18 protein-coding genes are annotated in these 20638 nt (G+C 70.8%); 13 read left to right on the top strand and 5 right to left on the bottom strand.

The window, feature by feature from the left end; all coding sequences use genetic code 11:
• Nucleotides 1–137 precede the first annotated feature (137 nt).
• From ABD289_RS12845 to ABD289_RS12815, 7 genes are all read left to right on the top strand, one after another.
• On the top strand, nt 138–485 hold the full coding sequence (locus ABD289_RS12845) for a GntR family transcriptional regulator (RefSeq protein ID WP_344130783.1): 348 nt from the start codon (nt 138–140) through the stop codon (nt 483–485).
• Nucleotides 482–1447, top strand: a complete 966-nt coding sequence (locus ABD289_RS12840; RefSeq protein WP_344130780.1) for a DUF1648 domain-containing protein — start codon at nt 482–484, stop codon at nt 1445–1447. Before ABD289_RS12845 ends, ABD289_RS12840 begins: the two co-directional genes overlap by 4 nt.
• Nucleotides 1448–1656: 209 nt before the next feature.
• On the top strand, nt 1657–2046 hold the full coding sequence (locus tag ABD289_RS12835) for a hypothetical protein (RefSeq protein WP_344130777.1): 390 nt from the start codon (nt 1657–1659) through the stop codon (nt 2044–2046).
• 79 nt (nt 2047–2125) lie between these two features.
• Complete coding sequence (gene recG / locus ABD289_RS12830; protein ID WP_344132016.1) at nt 2126–4348, top strand: ATP-dependent DNA helicase RecG; 2223 nt, start codon at nt 2126–2128, stop codon at nt 4346–4348.
• A gap of 88 nt (nt 4349–4436) precedes the next feature.
• Complete coding sequence (rph, locus tag ABD289_RS12825) at nt 4437–5192, top strand: ribonuclease PH (protein ID WP_344130775.1); 756 nt, start codon at nt 4437–4439, stop codon at nt 5190–5192.
• Nucleotides 5189–5791, top strand: a complete 603-nt coding sequence (gene rdgB / locus ABD289_RS12820; protein WP_344130773.1) for an RdgB/HAM1 family non-canonical purine NTP pyrophosphatase — start codon at nt 5189–5191, stop codon at nt 5789–5791. The genes rph and rdgB overlap by 4 nt, the downstream gene beginning before the upstream one ends.
• A 59-nt stretch (nt 5792–5850) precedes the next feature.
• Entirely contained in the window at nt 5851–6609 is a 759-nt protein-coding gene (locus ABD289_RS12815) for a sulfite exporter TauE/SafE family protein (protein ID WP_344130771.1), read from the top strand.
• Between the two features lie 119 nt (nt 6610–6728).
• Here ABD289_RS12815 and bcp read toward each other — a convergent pair whose 3' ends face one another.
• On the bottom strand, nt 6729–7202 hold the full coding sequence (gene bcp, locus ABD289_RS12810) for a thioredoxin-dependent thiol peroxidase (RefSeq protein ID WP_344130769.1): 474 nt from the start codon (nt 7200–7202) through the stop codon (nt 6729–6731).
• Nucleotides 7203–7320: 118 nt separating this feature from the next.
• Here bcp and ABD289_RS12805 point away from each other — a divergent pair, with 118 nt between their 5' ends.
• The 3 genes from ABD289_RS12805 to ABD289_RS12795 all read left to right on the top strand — a co-directional run bounded on the left by ABD289_RS12805 (nt 7321) and on the right by ABD289_RS12795 (nt 10384).
• A complete protein-coding gene (locus ABD289_RS12805) occupies nt 7321–9054 on the top strand; it encodes a pyruvate dehydrogenase (protein WP_344130766.1) in 1734 nt (577 codons plus the stop codon).
• Between the two features lie 268 nt (nt 9055–9322).
• Nucleotides 9323–10171, top strand: a complete 849-nt coding sequence (locus tag ABD289_RS12800; protein ID WP_344130763.1) for a DUF5753 domain-containing protein — start codon at nt 9323–9325, stop codon at nt 10169–10171.
• Nucleotides 10172–10384, top strand: coding sequence for a DUF397 domain-containing protein (locus tag ABD289_RS12795; protein ID WP_344130760.1), 213 nt, complete (start codon nt 10172–10174; stop codon nt 10382–10384).
• Here the strand turns inward: ABD289_RS12795 and ABD289_RS12790 are convergent.
• The 3 genes from ABD289_RS12790 to ABD289_RS12780 all read right to left on the bottom strand — a co-directional run bounded on the left by ABD289_RS12790 (nt 10355) and on the right by ABD289_RS12780 (nt 13873).
• The gene (locus ABD289_RS12790) at nt 10355–11839 is read right to left on the bottom strand and encodes a PH domain-containing protein (RefSeq protein WP_344130757.1); all 1485 of its coding nucleotides are present in this window, start codon (nt 11837–11839) and stop codon (nt 10355–10357) included. The genes ABD289_RS12795 and ABD289_RS12790 overlap by 30 nt on opposite strands.
• Complete coding sequence (locus ABD289_RS12785; RefSeq protein ID WP_344130754.1) at nt 11836–12336, bottom strand: PH domain-containing protein; 501 nt, start codon at nt 12334–12336, stop codon at nt 11836–11838. Before ABD289_RS12785 ends, ABD289_RS12790 begins: the two co-directional genes overlap by 4 nt.
• Nucleotides 12337–12406: 70 nt before the next feature.
• Nucleotides 12407–13873, bottom strand: coding sequence for an ArnT family glycosyltransferase (locus ABD289_RS12780; protein ID WP_344130751.1), 1467 nt, complete (start codon nt 13871–13873; stop codon nt 12407–12409).
• Between the two features lie 193 nt (nt 13874–14066).
• On the opposite strand from ABD289_RS12780, the gene ABD289_RS12775 reads away from it, so the two are divergent.
• The 3 genes from ABD289_RS12775 (at nt 14067) to ABD289_RS12765 (ending at nt 17356) form a co-directional block, all read left to right on the top strand.
• On the top strand, nt 14067–15317 hold the full coding sequence (locus ABD289_RS12775; protein WP_344130748.1) for a sensor histidine kinase: 1251 nt from the start codon (nt 14067–14069) through the stop codon (nt 15315–15317).
• On the top strand, nt 15310–15969 hold the full coding sequence (locus tag ABD289_RS12770) for a response regulator (RefSeq protein ID WP_344130745.1): 660 nt from the start codon (nt 15310–15312) through the stop codon (nt 15967–15969). Before ABD289_RS12775 ends, ABD289_RS12770 begins: the two co-directional genes overlap by 8 nt.
• A gap of 586 nt (nt 15970–16555) precedes the next feature.
• Nucleotides 16556–17356, top strand: coding sequence for a S1 family peptidase (locus tag ABD289_RS12765; RefSeq protein WP_344130742.1), 801 nt, complete (start codon nt 16556–16558; stop codon nt 17354–17356).
• A gap of 92 nt (nt 17357–17448) precedes the next feature.
• Here ABD289_RS12765 and ileS read toward each other — a convergent pair whose 3' ends face one another.
• Nucleotides 17449–20544 (bottom strand): isoleucine--tRNA ligase, encoded by a 3096-nt coding sequence (gene ileS / locus ABD289_RS12760; RefSeq protein ID WP_344130739.1) that lies wholly within the window; start codon nt 20542–20544, stop codon nt 17449–17451.
• Nucleotides 20545–20638: the final 94 nt, after the last annotated feature.

The raw sequence follows: 20638 nt of genomic DNA, 5'->3' as shown, positions 1-20638 counted from the left end.
CGCGGCGTGGTGCGCGAGGAAGGGGACCTTCCTGTCATTGCGGTGCGCGGGAACCTTTCTGTCATCGGTGCCCGACGTGGAGAGGGGAACTTCTCTCTGATTCCGATGAGCTGGATGGTGCTATATTCATTAGCACCATGTTGCTCTCGCGGGATCTTGCCGATGAACGGCCGCTGCACGAGCAGGCCGCGGACGCCATCCGGCGCGCCATCGCCGAGGGCGAGGTCTCGCCGGGGGAGCGGTTGCCGCCTGCTCGCGACCTGGCCGAGGCATTGCAGATCAACGCCAACACGGTGTTGCGGGCGTTGCGCGAGCTGCGTGGCGAAGGGCTGCTGGAGTTCCGCCGCGGGCGCGGCGTGAGCGTGCTGCGCAAGCCGGATCAGGAGGCCGGTCTGCGGGCTCGGGTGCGCGAGCTGCTCGCCGAAGCCCGGCGCCACGGGTACTCCGAGGCCGATCTCACGCGGTGGATCGAGGAGGAGAAATGACCCACCGGACGCGTTTTCTCGCCCTCGCCTGCGCCTGGTCCGCGCTGGTCCTCGCCGCGCTGCTCACCGGTCCGCTGGCGCTGCGCGACCGCCTGCCGGATCCGATCGCCACGCACTGGGGGTTGTCCGGCGCCGCCGACGATGCCACCTCGCTGGCGCTGTTCCCGCTGTTGCCGGTGGTGATCTGGGTGGTGGCGGCGGCGTTCGCGGTCGGTGTCGGCTGGTCCGGAAAGCGGCGGTCGCATCGCGGTACCGCGGCCGCGCTGCTCGGTGCCACCGGAGTGCTGTTCTGCGGCATCACCGCCTCGACGATCGCGGCGAACCTCGACCGGCTCGATTGGCACCTGGCGGTCCTGCCCGTCTGGCACGTGCCGGTGATCCTCGCGGGGGCCGGTGCGGCCGGGTTGCTCGGGTTCTGGCTCGGCAACCGCGGTCCCGACGAGCCGGCGGAGCAGGGCGAATCGAGCGGCGAGCTGCCGCTGGATCCCGCCAAACGCGCGGTGTGGGTTTCCTCGGCGAACAGTCCGGTGATGCTGGCCGTGGGCGGAGGCGCCCTGCTGGTCGCGGTGGCGATCGCGGGCGTGGCGATGTGGCGATCGGAACCGATGGCGCTGGTGGGTGCGGGACCGGCGCTGCTGGTCTCGCTGGTCGTATCGCTGTTCGCCACTGCCCGCGTGCACGTCGACGAACGGGGTGTGCGCACCGCGCTCGGTCCGCTGCGGCGGCCGGTTCGGCGGATTCCGCTGTCGCGCAACACCGCCGCCCGGGTGGCGAGCTACCGAGCTCTGGAGGTCGGTGGCTGGGGCTACCGGCTGCTGCCCGGCAGCACCGCGATCATGCTGCGCGGCGGTGACTGCCTGGTCCTGCGCTTGACCTCCGGCCGCGACTTCGTGATCAGCGTGGACCGCCCGGACCGGGGTGCGGAACTGGTCAACGCGTTGCTCGCCGAGCGCGTTTTGTGAACGCAGCAAGGGAACCTTCCTGCCAACATCACCGAGGGAACTTCCCTGCGGTTTCGGCGGGGGAACTTTCCTGCCGGCCCAGCGCGGGTGCGCACCCGAACTCGCGCCGTCGGCGCTAGTGTCCGGGTGAGTCGTTCGACACGGGAGACGTTGTGGGAATCCGGCGCCGTTATCTGGGGTGGGTCGCTGGGTGGGCCCTGCTCGTCGTCGTGTTGATGGTGGTCGTGCCGCTGCTGGTGCGGTCGCGGTTGCCGGAGCCGATCGCGGTCGAGTGGTCGTTCGTCGGCGTGCCGAAGGGTTCCAGCGCGCTGCGCGACTTCCTGTTCGGCAAGGTCGTGTGGTGGCTCGTGGTGGTGCTCGTGTGGGTCGGCCTGGTCTGGCGCGGGGTGGTGCGGGGACGTGGCGTGGCGCTGACGGGTGCGATGCTGGCGGTGTTCGGCTGGGCGCTGTTCGGGTCCGTCGTGCTGATCACGATGGCCAACTTGGACGCTCCGGAGTTCAGCGCGGCCTCCGAGCTCACCGGTCAGGGCTGGGTGGTGCTGACCGCGGTGCCGATCGCCTGGCTCGGCTGGTGGCTGGGCACCCGGGCCACCGACTGATCGGCTGTCGGGGTCGTTCGGTAACTTTCCGATGGCCTCGACGGGTGAGGACGCAGGCGGAGGACGTGCAGTGACCACAATGGACGTGCAGCTCGATCGGGTGCTCGGCGCCAAGACCGGGAAGGCGCTGGAGTCGGCGCTGGGGCTGGTCACCGTCGGCGATCTGCTGCGGCACTATCCCCGCCGCTACGCCGAGCGCGGCGAGCTGACCGCCATCGCCGGTCTCGAGCTCAACGAGCACGCCACGGTGCTGGCGAAGGTGGAGCGGTGCACCAAGCGGACCATGAAGTCCCGCCGCGGCACCATCGTCGAGGCCCGCATCACCGACGGGCACCGCTCGCTGAGCTGCACCTTCTTCAACCAGGCCTGGCGGGAGAAGGAGCTCGTGCCGGGCAAGCGCGGCATGTTCGCGGGCAAGGTCACCGCCTACCGGGGGCAGCTGCAGCTCGCGCACCCGGAGTACCAGCTCTTCGACGGCGAGTCCGCCGATGTGGGCGCGGCCGCCGAGGAGTTCGCCGCCGCGCTGATCCCGGTCTACCCGTCCGCTCAGGGTCTGCCGTCCTGGTCGATCGCGCGTTGCGCGCAGCAGGTGCTCGAGGTGTGGGACGGCACCGATGACCCGCTGCCCGCCGAGCTGCGCGACCGGCTCGGGCTGACCGGGCTGGACAACGCGCTGCGCAAGATCCACCGCCCGCAGGATCACGCCGAGGTCGCCGCGGCGCAGGAACGCCTCAAGTGGGACGAGGCGCTGTCGGTGCAGCTGGCGCTCGCGCAGCTGCGCGACTCGGAGACCTCGCATCCGGCTCCGGTGTGCGAGGCGCGCGGGGACGGCGTGCTGGTCGCCTTCGACCAGCGCCTCCCCTTCGAGCTCACCGAGGGGCAGCGGGAGATCGGGCAGCGCATCGCCGCTGATCTGGCCGTCGCCCATCCGATGAACAGACTGGTGCAGGGCGAGGTGGGCAGCGGCAAGACGGTGGTCGCGTTGCGCGCGATGCTGCAGGCCGTCGACGCCGGTCGCCAGGCCGCGATGCTGGCGCCGACCGAGGTGCTGGCCGCCCAGCACGCCCGCTCGCTCCGGGAACTGCTCGGTGACCTGGCCATGGCGGGCGAGCTCGGCGGGGCAGAGAACGCCACCCGCGTCACGCTGCTGACCGGCAGCCTGCCCGCCGCGCAGCGCAGGAAGGCGATGCTGGAGGCCGCGTCCGGCGAGGCCGGGATCGTGGTCGGCACCCACGCGCTCATCCAGGACAAGGTCTCCTTCGCCGACCTCGGCCTGGTCGTGGTCGACGAGCAGCACCGGTTCGGCGTCGAGCAGCGCGATGCGCTGCGGGCCCGCGGTGGCGACGACGCCTCGCCGCACGTGCTGGTGATGACGGCGACGCCCATTCCGCGCACGGTGGCCATGACCGTCTACGGCGACCTGGAGACCTCGGCGCTGCGCGAGCTCCCGCAGGGGCGGTCACCGATCAGCACCAGCGTGGTGCCGGTGTCGGAGAAGCCCGCTTGGCTGGATCGTGCCTGGTCACGGGTGCGCGAGGAGGTCGAGGCCGGGCACCAGGTGTACGTGGTCTGCCCGCGCATCGGCGACGACGAGGAGATCGCGGGCCAGGGCAAGAAGGCCAAGAAGTCCGCTGTCGAGGACGGTGACGACGAGGAGCCGCCGCCCGACGATGGTGGGGAGCAGCGCCGTCCGCCGCTGGCCGTCCTGGACGTCGCCGAGCAGTTGAGCGCGGGTCCGCTGGCCGGGCTGCGGATCGGCGTCCTGCACGGCAGGCTCGCCGCCGAGGACAAGGACGCCGTGATGCGGGGGTTCGCGGCCGGCGAGATCGACGTGCTGGTGGCGACCACGGTCGTGGAGGTCGGCGTCAACGTCCCCAACGCCACGGTCATGGCGATCATGGACGCCGATCGGTTCGGCGTCAGCCAGCTGCACCAGCTGCGCGGCCGCGTCGGCCGGGGCAGCGCGCCCGGGCTGTGCCTGCTGGTCACCGAGGCCATGGGCGGCACGACCACCAGGGAACGCCTGGACGCGGTGGCGTCCACCACCGATGGTTTCGAACTCGCGCGGCTGGACCTGGAACTGCGCCGGGAGGGCGACATCCTGGGCGCGGCGCAGTCCGGCAAGAAGTCCGGGTTGAAGATGCTCTCGCTGATCCGCGACGAGGACGTCATCGCGCAGGCGCGCGAGGAGGCCGAGCGGTTCGTCGATGCCGATCCGGGTCTCGGTGCTCATCCCGGTCTGGCCCGGATGGTCGCCGAGGTGGTCGACGAGGAGCGGGCCGAGTACCTCGAGAAGTCCTGAGCCCGGGCGTCGGCGCCGTTGTGCGGGAGCCGGTGGGCTCGACGGGTCCCTCGCCCGGGTAGCGGGGGCGAACGCTTAGGGTGGACGCGTGGCGAGATCGGATGGACGGAGCGATGACGAGCTCCGGAAGGTGCGCATTACGCGCGGTTATCAGGACTGGCCGGCGGGTTCCGTGCTGGTCGAATTCGGCCGCACCCGGGTGCTGTGCGCGGCCAGCGTGCAGGACGGGGTGCCCCGCTGGCGCACGGGTTCGGGACTCGGCTGGGTGACCGCCGAGTACGCGATGCTGCCGTCGGCGACGAACACCCGCGGCTCCCGCGAGTCGGTGAAGGGCCGCATCGGCGGCCGCACGCACGAGATCTCCCGGCTGGTCGGCCGGTCGCTGCGGGCCTGCATCGACATGGCAGCGCTGGGCGAGAACACGATCACGCTGGACTGCGACGTGATCCAGGCCGACGGCGGTACCCGCACCGCCGCGATCACCGGTGCCTACGTGGCGCTGGCCGACGCGATCACCTACCTGGGCGCGGCGGGCAAGCTGCACGACCCCAAGCCGCTGTCCTGCTCGATCCAGGCGATCAGCGTCGGTGTCGTGGACGGCCGGGTCCGGCTGGACCTGCCCTACGAAGAGGACTCGCGCGCCGAGGTGGACATGAACGTGGTCGCCACCGACCACGGCACCCTCGTCGAGGTGCAGGGCACCGGTGAGGGCGCCACCTACACGCGGTCCACGATGGATCAGATGCTGGACTTCGCGCTGGCGGGCTGCGCGCAGCTGTCCGAGGCGCAGGCCACCGCGCTGGCCGAGCCCTACCCGGGCGAGCTGCCGGGGAGCGGCAAGTGAGTCGCGTGCTGCTGGCGACGCGGAACCAGAAGAAGCTGGTCGAGCTGCGCCGGATCCTCGCCGCCGAGGGCATCGGGCTGGAGGTCGTCGGCCTGGCCGACGTGCCGGAGTTCCCGGAGGCTCCCGAGACCGGGGCGACGTTCGAGGAGAACGCCGTGGCCAAGGCCGCCGACGCGGCGCGGGCCACCGGACTGCCCTCGGTCGCCGACGACTCGGGTATCGAGGTCGACGCGCTCAACGGCATGCCCGGCGTGCTCTCGGCCCGCTGGGCCGGACGGCACGGCGATGATCAGGCGAACCTGGATCTGGTGCTCGGTCAGCTGAACGACGTGCCGGACGAGCGGCGGGGTGCGGCGTTCGTCTCGGCCGCGGCGCTGGTGCTGCCGGACGGCGCGGAGACGGTGGTCCGCGGTGAGTGGCGCGGTGCCATCATCCGGCAGGAGCGCGGCGCCAACGGGTTCGGCTACGACCCGATCTTCGTTCCGGAGGGTGAGACGCGCACCAGCGCGGAGCTGACGCCGGAGGAGAAGGACGCCGACTCGCATCGGGGTCGTGCGCTTCGCCTGCTGCTGCCGTCGTTGCGGAAACTGGCTGAATGAGATGTGAGCCGCCTCGCCCCGGTGGGGGCAGGCGCCGGTTCTACGGCTAACTTCGATTCGTGTTCACCGATTGGCTCGAACCGGTCCTGATCGTCGTCGTCGGATTCCTCTCCGGCGCGGTGAACGCCGTGGCCGGTGGTGGTTCCCTGCTGGTGTTCCCGGCGCTGCTGGCAACCGGGATGCCACCGCTGGTGGCCAACGTGACCAACTCGGTGGCGCAGGGACCCGGCTTCGTCGGCGCGGCCGTCAGCCAGCGCTACGACCTGGCCGGGAATCCGCGCCGGTTGTGGACCACCTCGGCGGCGGCGGTCGTCGGTTCCTCCATCGGCTGCGTGCTGCTCATGGTGCTGCCCGGCGAGGTCTTCGACGCGGTGGTTCCTGCCCTGGTGGGTTTGTCCGCGGTCCTGATGGCCTTCCAGCCGACGATCCGCAAGTGGCTGGGCACACCCGCCGAGGGCGCTCCGGACCGCACGACGGCGCTGACCGTCGGGATCTTCTTCGCCTCGATCTACGGCGGCTACTTCGGCGGCGCCCGCAGCGTCATCCTCATCGCGATCCTGGTCCTGGCCGCCACGGACTCCATGCGCCGGCTCAACGCGCTGAAGAGCTGGCTTGGCATGATCGGCAGCGCGGCCACGCTGGTGGTCTACTCGCTGATCGCCCCGGTCGACTGGTTCGCCGTGGCGATGCTGGTGCCCACCACGCTGCTGGGCGGGTTCGCGGGCGGCAAGCTCGCCCAGCGCCTCCCGGCCACCTTCTTGCGCTACCTGGTCGTCGTCATCGCCGCGGGCGTGGCGGTCTACATGCTGCTCGACTGAGGTCCCGGCGCGTTCGCCACCGACTCGTCGGGACCTCAGGTGGTGACAGTTTTGCCTAAAACTGTCGCGACCTCGGTGCCCGAAATGTCGGGACAGTTTTAGGCAAAACTGTCACGTCGTTAGACGCCGAGGTCCTTGCGGAGTCGGTCGACGTGGCCGGTGGCCTTGATGTTGTAGAGCGCCTTGGCGATCTTGCCTTCCGGGTCGACCACGAAGGTCGAGCGGATGACGCCCTGGACGATCTTGCCGTAGTTCTTCTTCTCCCCGAACGCGCCCCACTCGGACATCACCGAGCGGTCCTCGTCGGACAGCAGCGGGAAGGTCAGGCCCTGGTCGTCGCGGAACTTGGCCAGCTTGGCCTGCTTGTCCGGGGAGATGCCCAGTACGTCGAATCCCGCGTCGTTCAGCGCGGCGAGGCTGTCGCGGAAGTCGCAGGCCTCCTTGGTGCAGCCGGGCGTGGCCGCGGCCGGGTAGAAGTACACGACCACCGAGCGGCCGCGGTAGTCCTCCAGCGACACGGTGTTGCCGTCGGCGTCCGGCAGGGAGAACTTCGGCGCCGGGTCGCCGGCTTCGAGTCGATTCTGCTCACTCATGCGCTCGACGCTAGCCGATCGGTGCGACCGCGCCGGATCCAGCCGCGTCGAGTTGCAGCGCCCCGGTCCGGCGGGTAGGCGGTGAAGGAGCAGGTTCACCAACCTCGAGGAGGGTTCGATGCCCACGGTCGCCGAGCAGTTCATCGAGATCCTGGTGCAGGCGGGCGTCAAGCGGATCTACGGAATCGTCGGCGACAGCCTCAATCCGGTGGTCGACGCGGTGCGCCGCACCGAGGGCATCGAGTGGGTGCACGTCCGGCACGAGGAAGCCGCCGCCTTCGCCGCGGGGGCCGAAGCGCAGGTCACCGGTCGGCTGGCGGTGTGCGCGGGAAGCTGCGGTCCGGGCAACCTGCATCTGATCAACGGCCTCTACGACGCGCACCGCAGCGGTGCTCCGGTGCTGGCGCTGGCATCGCACATCCCCTCGGAGCAGATCGGCACCGGCTTCTTCCAGGAGACCCATCCCCAGCAGCTGTTCAACGAGTGCTCGCACTTCTGCGAGATGGTCTCCACGGCGGGGCAGATGCCCCGCTTGCTGCGCACCGCCATGCAGACGGCCGCCGGACGGCGCGGGGTGTCGGTGCTGGTCGTTCCCGGTGACGTGGCTGAGGAGCCCGCGGCGAACGCCACCGGTCACGGCGTGGTGGAGTGCGAGCCGCCCACGGTGGTCCCGTCCGAGGAGCAGGTCTCCGCGCTGGCCGACAAGCTCAACCGCGCCGAGCGCCCGATGCTGTTCTGCGGTGCGGGCACCCGCGGTTCGCACGAGGACGTGATGGCCCTGGCCGGCCGGATCAACGCCCCGGTCGGCCACGCGCTGCGCGGCAAGGAGTGGATCCAGTACGACAACCCGTACGACGTGGGCATGAGCGGGCTCCTGGGCTACGGCGCCTGCTACGAGGCGATGCACAAGGCCGACCTGGTCGTGCTGCTCGGCACCGACTTCCCCTACGACAACTTCCTGCCGCAGCAGGGCACCGTGCAGGTCGACATCGAACCGGCCCACTTGGGGCGGCGCACCGTGCTGGACCTGGCGGTGCACGGCGACGTCGGCGAGACCGTCCGGGCGGTCCTTCCCCAGGTGCGGCAGAAGTCCGATCGGTCCTTCCTGGACCGGATGCTGCGCGAGCACGCGGGCACCTTGGAGAAGGTCGTCGAGGCCTACACCCACGACGTCGAGACCCGGGTGCCGATCCACCCGGAGTTCGTGGCCGACACGCTCGACGACCTGGCCTCCGACGACGCGGTGTTCACAGTGGACACCGGAATGTGCAACGTGTGGTCGGCCCGCTACATCACCCCCAACGGCCGACGCCGGGTGCTCGGTTCGTTCGTGCACGGGTCGATGGCCAACGCGCTGCCGCAGGCGATCGGCGCCCAGCTGGCCGATCCGTCCCGGCAGGTGATCTCGATGTCCGGTGACGGTGGTCTCGCGATGCTGCTGGGCGACCTGCTGAGCCTGCGCACCTACCAGCTGCCGGTGAAGGTCGTGACGTTCAACAACTCCTCGCTGGGCATGGTCAAGCTGGAGATGCTCGTCGACGGGCTGCCGGAGTTCGGCACCGACCACGAGGGCGTGGACTTCGCGGCGCTGGCCAAGGCCGCCGGAATCCACGCGCAGCGCGTCGAGAAGCCCGGCGAGGTCCGGGACTCGCTGGCGGAAGCGCTCAGCCACCCCGGTCCAGCCCTGGTCGACGTGGTCACCGATTCGAACGCGCTGTCCCTCCCGCCGCGGATCACCGGCGAGCAGGTCAAGGGCTTCGCCCTCGCCGTCAGCCGCACGGTGCTGTCCGGCGGGGTGGGCAAGATGATCCAGCTCGCGCGCAGCAACCTGCGCAACGTCCCGCGGCCGTGATCGCGCTCACCCCCGCAGCCGGGCGCCGACCGTTCCGGCGGCCGAAGGACTTTCGCCGCTCCGGGGCCTCCGCCCGAACATGGTGCTCTGCAGCGGTGTTTCGGTTCCCGGTGCGCGGGCGGTGCGGGGCCCGTCCTGCACCGCCCGCGGCTACCGCCAGGTGCTCGAACGACCGGTAAGTCGAAAGTCGTTCGGGTATCGGGCATTCGAAGACGTCGACGGGTAACCGGGTGATGACGCAACGTGGTGCTCGGTGCAGGATGTGTGCATGAACGTCAGTCCCACCGTGCGTCGTCGCAGGCTGGCAGCCGAGTTGCGCCGGTTGCGCTCGCGGGCCGGAGTCACCCAGCAGCAGGCGGCCGCACACCTCGCGTGCGCCCAGGCCAAGATCGGGCGGTTCGAGACCGCCAAGCGTTCGCCCTCGGTCGGTGACGTCTCCGCGCTGCTGGACTTCTACCGCATCGACGGCACCGAACGGGACCAGCTGCTCAACCTCGCGCGCGATGCCCGCAAGCGCGGGTGGTGGCACTCCTACAGCGATGTCCTGCCCGAGTGGTACGAGACCTACGTGGGCCTGGAGGCCGAGGCTTCGGAGATCCACACCTACGAGGCCGAAGCGATTCCCGGCCTGCTGCAGACGGCCGAATACGCCTACGCGATCACCAAATCCACGCTCGTCCGCGCCGACGAGCCCGAGATCGGCCGTCGCGCGGAGCTGCGCATCCAGCGCCAGGACCGGGTCACCGGCGAGGATCCGCTGGAGCTGTGGGCGGTGATCGGCGAGGCCGCGCTGCGCCGTCCGGTCGGTGGCGACGGCGTGCTGCGCAGGCAGCTCGAGCACGTGCTCAAACTCGTCGAGCTGCCCAACGTCGCGGTGCAGGTCATGCCGCTCGACGCCGGTGCGCACCCGGCGCAGGCGGGCCCGTTCGTGATCCTGCGCTACGCCAGCCACATCGATCCGGACGTGGTCTACCTGGAAACCCACGTGGGCGGGCTCTACCTGGAGCGCGAGATCGAGATCGCCAACTACGCCAGGATGATGGACCACCTCCGGGCGCACGCCGCCTCCCCGGAGGACACGCAGCGGCTGCTTCGGCAGCGAATAGGGGAGCTGTAGATGGGCGAGGTCACCGGCTGGCGAACCAGCACCCGCACGCAGGGCCAGGGCCAGTGCGTCGAGGTCGGGTTCGCGGCGGGAACCGTCGTGGTGCGCGACACCAAGAACCGCGCGGTCGGGATCAGCGTGACCGCGCGGCACTGGCGGAGGTTCGTCGAGCGCATCGCTCGAGGCGGGCTCGACTCACGGACGTTGCAGGAACGGCTCCAGTAGCCCGGGAACGGCTTCATCGGCCACGGCCAGACCGGTTTCGGTGTCCACGTCGTGCACCCGGTAGATGGAGGAACCGGCCGCGGTGGTGGCCCCCACGGTCATCAGATTCGCCCGGCGCTGGAACACCGTGCGGCTGATCCGCCAGCCGATGATGTCGTCGCGCTGCAGCGCCACGGTCTTGCGCACCCCGGTGCCGTTGCGGGCCACGAGGTACTTCTCGTCGAGCCCGTGCCCGAGGTTCCGGTAGGCGTCGAACGCGAAGGCGAGTCCCACGGCCGCTGCGGCGGCCGTCACCAGCATTACCGCCCAGACCGGGAACCAGCCCAGCCAGGCGGGAACCGCCGCGGCCAGCAGCACCGGGAGCACCGCGAACAGCGCCCAGTTGATCCGCCGCCGCAGCGCCCGTCCCGAATGGGTGCGCAGAGCGGTGCCGAACGGGTTGTGCCGCAGCGTCTTCCGGGACACGCGCAGTGCTTCGGAGCGCGGTGCCGGCGGGAGCAGAGTCTTGCGGTCGGGTTGCTTCTTCTGGTCGTTGCCCTGCGTGCTGTTGATCCCGGTGGCCACGGCGTTGAGCCGGGCACCCCGGAACCAGCGCAGCAGCAGCGGCTCGGCCAGCTCGACGCCGCGCAGCCTGCGCTCCTCCAGCGACAGCGACCGGTTGGTCAGCAGCCCGCGGGTGACCCGCAACGTGCCGGCGGGTTCGCGGGTGAGCTGGTAGCCCCACCACATCTCCGCCGACAGCAGCACCGCGCCGACCACCCCGATCATCAGCACCCCGGCTGCGGAGAGCAGCGCGAACAACACCAGACCGAGTGCGGTGACCGCGGCGCCGACCTGGGTCCACACGCCCCACGAGCTGAGCATCTGCTGGAAGTTGCCCACCAGCGAGCCGATCGCACCCCACACGACCAGCATCAGCGACAGCGTCAGCGCGGAGTACAGCAGCCACACCGGGTTGAGCTTGGCCAGCACGCCGTCGGAGTCCGCGTCGGGGTCCGGCGCGGTGCGCAGGATCAGGTCCGCCCGCACCTGCTCGGCGTCGGAGCGGTTGATCGCGTCCAGCCGGATCTCGCCCTCGCTGCCCTGGCCGCCGGTGGAGACCTTGACCTTGGCGATGCGCAGGATCCGCTCGACCGGGTTGGCCGTGACGTCCACCGCCCGGATGCGCTCGCGCGGGATCGAGCGGTGGCTGCGGAAGACGCCGCCGCGCCGGAACTCGAAGCGCTCGCCGGTGACCCGGTAGCGGGTGAAGTGCCACTCGTAGTACCCGGCGCCTGCGATCAGGGCCGTGACGACGAGCCAGATCCCCGTGGTGATCAGGGTCGGGATCGCGCCCGCGCCGGCGACGAGCATGATCAGCAGCGTGACCGGGAGCGGCACGAGCACGAACACCAGCACCGCGAGGGTGGCCTTGAACTCCAGCTGGTGCCATTCGCCGTCGAAGACGTCGCTCATGTCGCGTCCCCGGGGGTGGCCTGGGTGGTCGCGGTGAGCTGCTCCACGATGTCCTTGGCCTGCAGGTGATCCAATCCGTCGATGCTCAGCGGCCCGGCCGCCGAGGCGGTGGTGACGGTGACGCTGGAGAGGCCGAACAGCTGCTGCAGCGGCCCGCGCTCGGTGTCCACGGTCTGGATGCGCGACATCGGCGCGATCCGCCACTCCTGCAGCAGCCAGCCCGCCGCGGTGTAGACGGCGTCGTCGGTGACCTCCCAGCGGTGCACCCGGAACCGCCACTGCGGCATCACCACTACGTAGGCGATGCCGAGGGCCAGCACGACCACCGCGCCGAGCAGCAGCCAGAACCGGGCAGCGGGCAGCACGACGCCGAGCACGATCAGCGCCACCAGCGGTGGCAGCACCAGGATCAGCGCCTGCACCGTCCACCAGCCGATCGCCCGCTTCTCGACCCGGTTGCGCGGTGGGCGCAACCGCAGTCCTTCGTCGGCCACCATCAACCCCTCTCGTTCGGTTCGTCGTGCCCCCGATTGTGTCCGCGACGTCTCGCCCGCGCGTCGTTTCGGCTCAGAGATGGCGAATTCGTGGCCAGATCGTGGCCCAGGACTCCTGCCTGCCGGTGAGCACCCACACCGAGACGTCGCCGCGGACGAGCTGTTCGGCCCGCTCGAACGAGCCGCGCACCTCGCCGGGATCCCGGCCGACGAACACGATGTTGCGCACGTCGTCACCGGGGCGTTCGAAGTAGCCGTAGCCGCGGTGCGGGCTGTGCACCGGGGGTAGTTCGTGGTCGTCCTGCCCGACCTCGACCATCGCAGCGAGGATGTAGCTCTCGGCCAGAACGGCGGTGTGGGCGCGCCGGGCCGGGGCCAGGCCGGTGTAGGCGCGCGAGGTGTCACCCGCGACCTGCTCGCTGACCGGGATCGGCATCTCCTCGCTGTTCAGCGCCGACGGGTTCGCCAGCACTACCGCCACCACCAGCGACAACGCGTACACCGGCCAAGCCGTCCACCCCCAGCGGGACGGCTTGGCCGGGGCGCTCCCTGGCACCTCGGCCACGGCGGCGGCGATCAGCACGCCGTAGAGCCCCGCGACGTAGTAGGGCCGGGCGACGGTGATGACGAAGATGACGAACAGCACCAGCGCGGCGACCGCGAACAGCCGGTACGGCCGCAGGTGGGGGTTCCGCAGCAACCGGTAGGTTCCGACCACGACCAGACCGGAGCCGACGACGCCGGCGAAGGCCACCATCATGATCGTCGAGCCGGTGCGCCCGCCGAAGAGGAACTCCGCCTCCTGCGAGACGATCGAGGCCATCCCCAGCTGCGGCCAGCCGTGCAGCGCTTGCCAGATCAGCGTCGGCGAGGCGAGCACCAGCGCGATGCCGGTTCCCAGCCACAGCTTCGGCCGGGCCAGGATCGCGCGGGGCCCCACTGCCAGCGCACCGATCAGCAGCGCCACGCACAGCAGCGCGACCTGGAACTTCAGCAGCAGGTTGATGCCGAGCAGCACCCCGAACACCAGCAGCAGGCGGTCGTCGGCGACGCCCCGGGAGTGCTGGCGCAGCCAGCGGACCACCGGGAACAGCAGGGCCAGCCACAGCACCGGCTCGAAGGTGTAGGGCGCCACGAAGTGCCCGATCAGGGCGGACCACAGCCCGGTGGCCACCGCGAAGGCGGCCACGGCCTGCCCGCGCCGCCCGGCGCCGAGTTCGCGGGCCAGCAGTCCGGCGAGCAGCACCGCGCCCGCAGTGGCCAGGGCGGCGGGCAGCCGCAGCGCGATCATCGACTCGGGTGCGATCCAGTCCATCGCCGCGGCGATCATCGGCGCCAGCGGCGGCTGGTCGGCGTAGCCGAAGTCGGGGTGGTACTTGCCGATCGCGAGCATGTAGACCTCGTCGATCCAGAAGTCCCCGAACGCGGCCGCGATCACGTGCACCAGGGCGGTGACGCCGGTGATGATCAGCACCGGGCGCGCGGCGAACGAGGGCAGCGGGCTGGTGCGGCTGCTCTCGATCAGCGTGGTGGTTGACATTCGTTCCCCCAGAGACGTGCGGAAGTGCCTCCAGTTCAGCCGAGCGGGCGGCGCGCGCGACACGGCGATCGGTCGTCGGTTGATGGGCCGAAGGTTGCGAGCCGTGCGCGAGGGTGCAACTTTCGTCTGCTTCGTGCCGCCGAGAGATGCTTTCGGCCGGGTTCAGCCGCCGCGCGCGGCTACCGTGGACGTCGTGAAACGCCCGCTCTGGCGGCTGCTGTGGAACTCCAAGCACGACGCCGTATTCGATGTGAGCCTGGCCGTGGGCCTGTACCTGATGGGGCAGCTGCTGGCTCTGCTGTACCCGCCGCCGATGCCGTCGGATGCGTTCGACTGGATCGGCGGGGTGTGGCTGAGTCAGACCATCAACGCCACGCTCAGCGCCCTGCTGATCATCCGTCGCCGTTTCCCCGGCGTGGTGCTGGCGGCTTCGGCGGCCGCCGCTGCGGGGCAGGCCGTGATGGTCGAGTTCGGTCCCGGGCCGCTGTTGGAGAACGACCTGGACACCAACCCGTGGGGGCCCGGGGTTACCCCGTTCGTCATCTACGCCGTGGTGGTCTACGGCACCGGTGGACGGGTGAAGACCTTCCTGCACTGGGCGTTGATCGGCGTTCTGGCCTTCGTGGCGTTCCGGCCGTGGACGTTTCCCGGCCCCGATCCGATCGTCGGGGCGCTGTTCTGGACGATCGTCCCGGCCATCCTCGGGCTCTACATGGCCGCCCGCCGCAAGCTGATGAACGCTCTGCAGGAACGCGCCGAGCGAGCCGAGCGCGAGCAGGAGCTGCTGGCCGAGCAGGCTCGCGCCGACGAGCGCGCCCGGCTGGCCGTGGAGATGCACGACGTGGTCACCCACCGGATCAGCCTGATGGTGCTGCAGGCCGGAGCCCTGGGCGTGGCCAGCGACGACCCCGCTGTCCGGCGAGCCGCCGAGGAACTGCGCAGCGGGGGCTCCGAGGCGCTGGCCGAGCTGCGCGATCTGGTCGGCGTGCTGCGTCGCGGTGAGGAGGCCGAGCCCGGGCGTTCCGACGGGCCGCCGGAGCGGGTGCCCGATCTCGCCGCGCTGATCTCGCAGTCCGAGGCGATCGGTGTCCCGGTGGAGTTCGTGGTGCGGGGCGATCCGGACCTGGTCACCCCGGCGGTGGCGCGCACCGCCTACCGCGTGGTGCAGGAGGCGCTGACCAACGTGCACAAGCACGCCCCGGGAGCGTCGGTGCGGGTGAGCGCGGTCTACGGCGACGACCGGCTGCGGCTGACCATCCGCAACTCCGGGCCGAGCGGTCCCGCGGAACTGGCCGACAGCGGTGCCGGGGTGGGGTTGCGCGGCCTGCGGCAGCGGGTCGAACTGGTCGGCGGGTCCTTCCGGGCCGAGCCGTCCGGCGGCGGTTTCGAGGTGGAGGCGATACTGCCGGGGTACGTGCCCACCGAGGAGGTCGCCGATGCCTGACCGGGTTCGGGTCGTCGTGGTCGACGACGAACCGATGGTGTGCGCCCACCTGCGCACCATCCTGGGTTCGGCCGAGGATGTCGAGGTCGTCGACGACGCCAACGACGGTGCTGCCGCGGTGGAATCCGTGGTCCGGCATCAGCCGGACGTCGTGCTGATGGACCTGCGGATGCCCGGTGTGGACGGTCTCACCGCCACCGAGCGCATCTGCGCGATGCCCGACCACCCGGCCGTGGTGGCGCTGACGACCTTCGACGCCGACCAGTACGTGCTGCGCGCGCTGCGGGCGGGCGCGGCCGGGTTCCTGGTCAAATCCACGTCGCCACAGGACCTCATCGGTCTCGTCCGGGTCGCCGCCGACGGGCACACCGTGCTGTCCGAAGAGGCCAAGCGACGGCTGCTGGCGGCCTCCGGCGGGCAGCAGAGCGCGCGGGACCGCGCGGCGCGGCTGGCTCGCGACCTCACCGAACGCGAGGTGGAGGTGCTGACCTGCCTGGGGCATGGCCTGTCCAACGCGCAGATCGCCGGACGGTTGCACCTGTCGGAGGCGACGGTGAAGAGCTACGTCTCGCGGATGCTGGTCAAGCTGGAGTGCGACAACCGCCTGCAGGCAGGTTTGCTCGCCTACGACGCCGGTTTGGTCGCGCGGTAGGCGCACCTGCAGCACCGGTTCTGCCGCGTTCCCGAACCGGCCCACGGGACGATTTGGGCATTACGCCGTCGGGTTGAACGATCAATCGAGTGAGCTACACCGATTGGCTCTGGAATATCTCGGCCAAGATCGGTACACCGGAGAAGACGCGTTTGCCGGGGCTGTCGGGGCCTCCGAACGCGGCGAGTCGTCGGTTTCGGGGATCGACGACACCGGTCGGAGGGGTCCGGCCGAGGTTGGCAGTGCCCCCTCGGACGCAATCGGGGTGCGTCCGAGGGGGCACTCCTCTTCCCGCGCTCCGCGGTCGTCCAGCGCCTATCGCCCGGAGGTCGGTCTTGGGGCGAATGCGCGTTTTGCGCGGATGTTCTCGTGAACTGATGAGGATTTATCGCCGTGGCAACAGATTTGCGAAGCAATGTTTCCGAAGTGCCTGGCGGAATGGGGAAAACGGCAAATTCGAAGCCTTCCGATGCCCGGTGACCAGCGGATACCGTTCGATCAAGCTTGCCGGTGCGGGTGCGTCGAGGGAAGGCAGGCCCTCGATCGCTCTCCCCGCGGCAGGATCAACGGAAGAAGGAGAGACACGATGGTCGATTCCCCACGTCGCCTCGCCCGCTTGGCCGGTGCCGCCGCGATCGCGGCCGCCGCGCTGACCTCGGCCTCGGTCGCGCACGCCGCACCCGCCGCGCCCGCCGACGTCAACCCCTACATCGTCGGTGGTCAGGACGCCGACATCGCCGACCACCCGTTCACCGTCCGGTTGACCAGCGCGGACGGGCAGCAGTTCTGCGGCGGAACGCTGGTCTCGCCGACCAAGGTGGTCACCGCGGCGCACTGCACCACCGGGTCGCAGGCCTCGGAGGTCAAGGTGGTCAGCGGCCGGACGGTGATGAGCTCCGACGAGGGGACCGTCTCCGACGTCACCGACATCTGGGTGCACCCGGAGTACCAGGACGCGACCCGCGGCTTCGACGTCTCGGTGCTGACCCTCGGCGCCCCGGTCTCGGAGACCCCGATCGAGCTGGCCGCGGCGGCCGATGACCCGGTCTACGCCGAAGGCACTCCGGCCACGGTTCTCGGCTGGGGCGCCACCAGCGAGGGCGGCGAGCAGTCCGACCACCTGCAGAAGGTCGAGGTCCCGGTGACTTCCGACAGCACCTGCCGGTCGGCCTACGGGGAGTACGACCCCGCGGGCATGGTCTGCGCGGGCGTTCCGGAAGGCGGCCTGGACAGCTGCCAGGGCGACTCGGGCGGCCCGATGGTCGCCGACAACAAGCTGATCGGCGTCGTCTCCTGGGGTCAGGGCTGCGCCCGCGAGGGTTACCCGGGCGTGTACGCCCGCGTCGGTGCCTACCACGACGAGCTCGCCGAGCAGATCGGCTCCTGACGCGCGGTGATCGTCCTCGAGCTCGTCGTGCGCGGGACACGCGGGCCGAGGTGAGCGGGGCCGTGGGCGATGCGGACGCCCACGGCCCCTCGTCATCGCACGGCCAGCCGCACGCCCAGGCCCAGCTCGGGATCGGTGTGCTCGGTCGCTTCGGCCTCGGTGATCTCGACGGCCAGCACCGCCGCCGCGATTTCGGTCGCGTGGGCGCGCACGGCCTGGCGGGTCTCACCGCCCGCCTGCCAGTGCAGCGCGATGCGGTCGGTGATCTCCAGGCCGTCGCGCTTGCGGCAGTCCTGCACGAAGCGGATCACTTCGCGGGCCAACCCGGCCAGCCGCAGCTGCGGGGTGATCGCCGTGTCCAGTGCCACGGTCACCTCCTGCTGGGTCCGCACCACCCAGCCCGAGCGCGGGACCTGGCTGATGCGCACGTCATCGGCGGTGATCCGTTCGGTGGTCCCGTTCGGCCGGACCTCGGCCGAACCCGCCTCGCGCAGTTCGGCGGCGAGCTCGGCGGGCTCGCGCGCGCCGATGGCCGCGGCGACCTGCTGCGTGCGGCTGCCGAACCGCCTGCCCAGCGCGCGGAAATCCGGTCTGACCGTCACCGCCAGCACCTCGCCTGCCGAATCCAGCGTGGCCACCTCGCGCACGTTGAGCTCTTCGGCCAGGTCCGCGCGCAGCTCGTCGGGCAGATCGGGGCTGATCAGCGCGCGCCCCAGCGGTTGCCGGACCGGCACGCCCGCGTCCCGGCGGGCGGCCCGACCCGCCTCGACCAACCGGCGCTCGGTGTCCACTCGGGACATCAGCGCCTCGTCGACGAGCTCGGTCGCGGGCCGCGGCCAGTCGGCCAGGTGCACCGACTCCGGCGCCTCGGGTGCTCCGGGGCGAACGCTGCACTGCCAGATCTCCTCGGCGAGGAACGGGACGAACGGTGCCAGCAGCCGCGTCAGCACGTCGAGGGTTTCGTGCAGCGTGCGCAGGGCGTTCGGATCGCCGTCCCAGAACCGCTGGCGCGAGCGGCGCACGTACCAGTTGGACAGCTCGTCGACGAACTCGGCCAGCGCTCGTCCCGCCCCAGCGGTGTCGTAGTCCTCGAGCCGCTCGGTGACCTCGGCGATCACCCGGTGGGATTCGGCCAGCACCCACCGGTCCAGCACCGGCCGTTGCTCGGTCGGCTCGCCCGCGTCCCAGCTCAGCGCGGCGTAGCGGTTGAAGAACGCGGCGGTGTTCCAGCAGGTCAGCAGCACCTTGCGGACGATCTCGCGCAACGGCTCGTGCCCGATTCGGCGCGGCGACCACGGTGAACCGCTGCAGAGCATGAACCAGCGCAACGCGTCCGCGCCGTGCTCCTCCATCAGCGCCATCGGGTCCAGCACGTTGCCGAGGTGCTTGCTCATCTTGCGGCCGTCGGCGGCCACGATGTGGCCCAGGCACACCACGTTGCGGTAGCTGGAGCGGTCGAAGAGCAGCGTGCCCACGGCCATCAGCGTGTAGAACCAGCCGCGGGTCTGGTCGATGGCCTCGCAGATGTAGTCCGCCGGGTAGCTGCGCGCGAGCTCGGCCGCGCTGCCGGGCAGGTGCGGGTAGCCCAGCTGCGCGAACGGCATCGAACCGGAGTCGAACCAGGCGTCGATCACGTCCGGCACCCTGATGGCGGGCTCGCCGCAGGACGGGCAGTCGAAGGCGATCTCGTCGACGAACGGCCGGTGCGGGTCGAGGTCGCCGAGATCGCGGCCGGTGCGTTCGCCCAGCTCGGCGCGCGAGCCGACGGCGGTGAGATGCCCTCGCTCGCAACGCCACAGCGGCAGCGGCGTGCCCCAGTAGCGGCTGCGCGACAGCGCCCAGTCGACGTTGCCGGCGAGCCAGTCGCCGAAGCGACCGTGCTTGACGTGGCCGGGATACCAGTTCGTCGCGTCGTTCTCCCGGCGCAGCGCCTCGCCGATCGCGGTGGTGCGGATGTACCAGGAGGGCTGCGCGTAGTACATCAGCGGCGTGTGGCAGCGCCAGCAGTGCGGGTAGGCGTGCTCGAACCGATCGTGCCGCAGCAGCAGATCGCGCCGGGCCAGGTCCTCGACGAGCACCCGGTCGGCGTCCTTGAAGAACATGCCGCCGACCAGGTCCACGTCGGTGAAGCGGCCGTCCGCGCCGACCGGGTTGACCACCGGCAACCCGTGCGCGCGGCAGGCTTCCAGGTCGTCGGCACCGAACGCGGGGGCCAGGTGCACCAGTCCGGTGCCGTCGGTGGTGGAGACGTAGTCGGCGAGCAGCACCCGGTGCGCGTCCGGGATCTCGACCAGGTCGAACGGCCGCCGGTAGCGCAGCCCGTCCAGATCGCGTCCCCGGACCCGGGCCAGCACCTCGGCTTCGCCGAGGACGTCGGCGGCGCGCGGCTCGGCGACCACGAAGGTTCCCGCGTCCGCGCGCAGCACCAGGTACTCCACGTCCGGGTGCACCGCCACGGCCGTGTTGGCCACCAGCGTCCACGGCGTCGTCGTCCAGACCAGCAGCTCGACGCCGGTGTGCCCGGCCAGCTCGCCCTCGAGCGGCAGGCGCGCGAAAACCGAGGGGTCCTCGACGCTCTCGTAGCCCTGGGCGACCTCGTGCTCGGACAGCGTCGTCTGATCGCGCGGGCAGTACGGCGTCACCCGGTAGTCCTCGGTCAGCAGTCCGTCCTCGAAGATCCGCTTGAGCGCCCACCACACGCTTTCCACGTACTCCGGTGACATCGTCCAGTAGGCGGTGGAGAGATCGATCCAGTAGCCCATCCGCGTGGTGACGGCTTCGAACTCGCCGACGTACCGCTGGACCGAGCGGCGGCAGTGCGCGTTGAACTCGGCGATCCCGATCCGCTCGAGGTCCGGCTTGCCGTCGAGGCCCAGCTCGCGCTCCACGGCCAGTTCCACCGGCAGGCCGTGGCAGTCCCAGCCCGCCCTGCGCGGGACCCGGTAGCCCTGCATGGTGCGGAAGCGGGGGAAGACGTCCTTGAACGCTCGGGCCTCGACGTGATGAGTGCCCGGGGTGCCGTTGGCCGTCGGCGGGCCCTCGTAGAACACCCAGCGCGGGGCGTGCTCGGTCCGCTGCAGACTGCGCTCGAAAATGCGCTGCGCACGCCACCACTCGATGCGGTGTCGCTCGGTGGCGGGCAGATCGATCCGGGGCGACAGCGGGGCGAACGGCGAGGCTGCGTCCATCAACCCATGGTCGCGCGCGCGGCGAGCGCTCGCTGTACTGTGCGGTGGCCGGGGGGGACCGAAGCGAGCAGGAGGAAAAACGGGGTGAGGGCGG

Source organism: Saccharopolyspora halophila, from assembly GCF_039531955.1.
GTDB classification, from domain to species: Bacteria; Actinomycetota; Actinomycetes; order Mycobacteriales; family Pseudonocardiaceae; genus Saccharopolyspora; species Saccharopolyspora halophila.
This window is presented reverse-complemented; position numbering and strand designations above follow the sequence as displayed.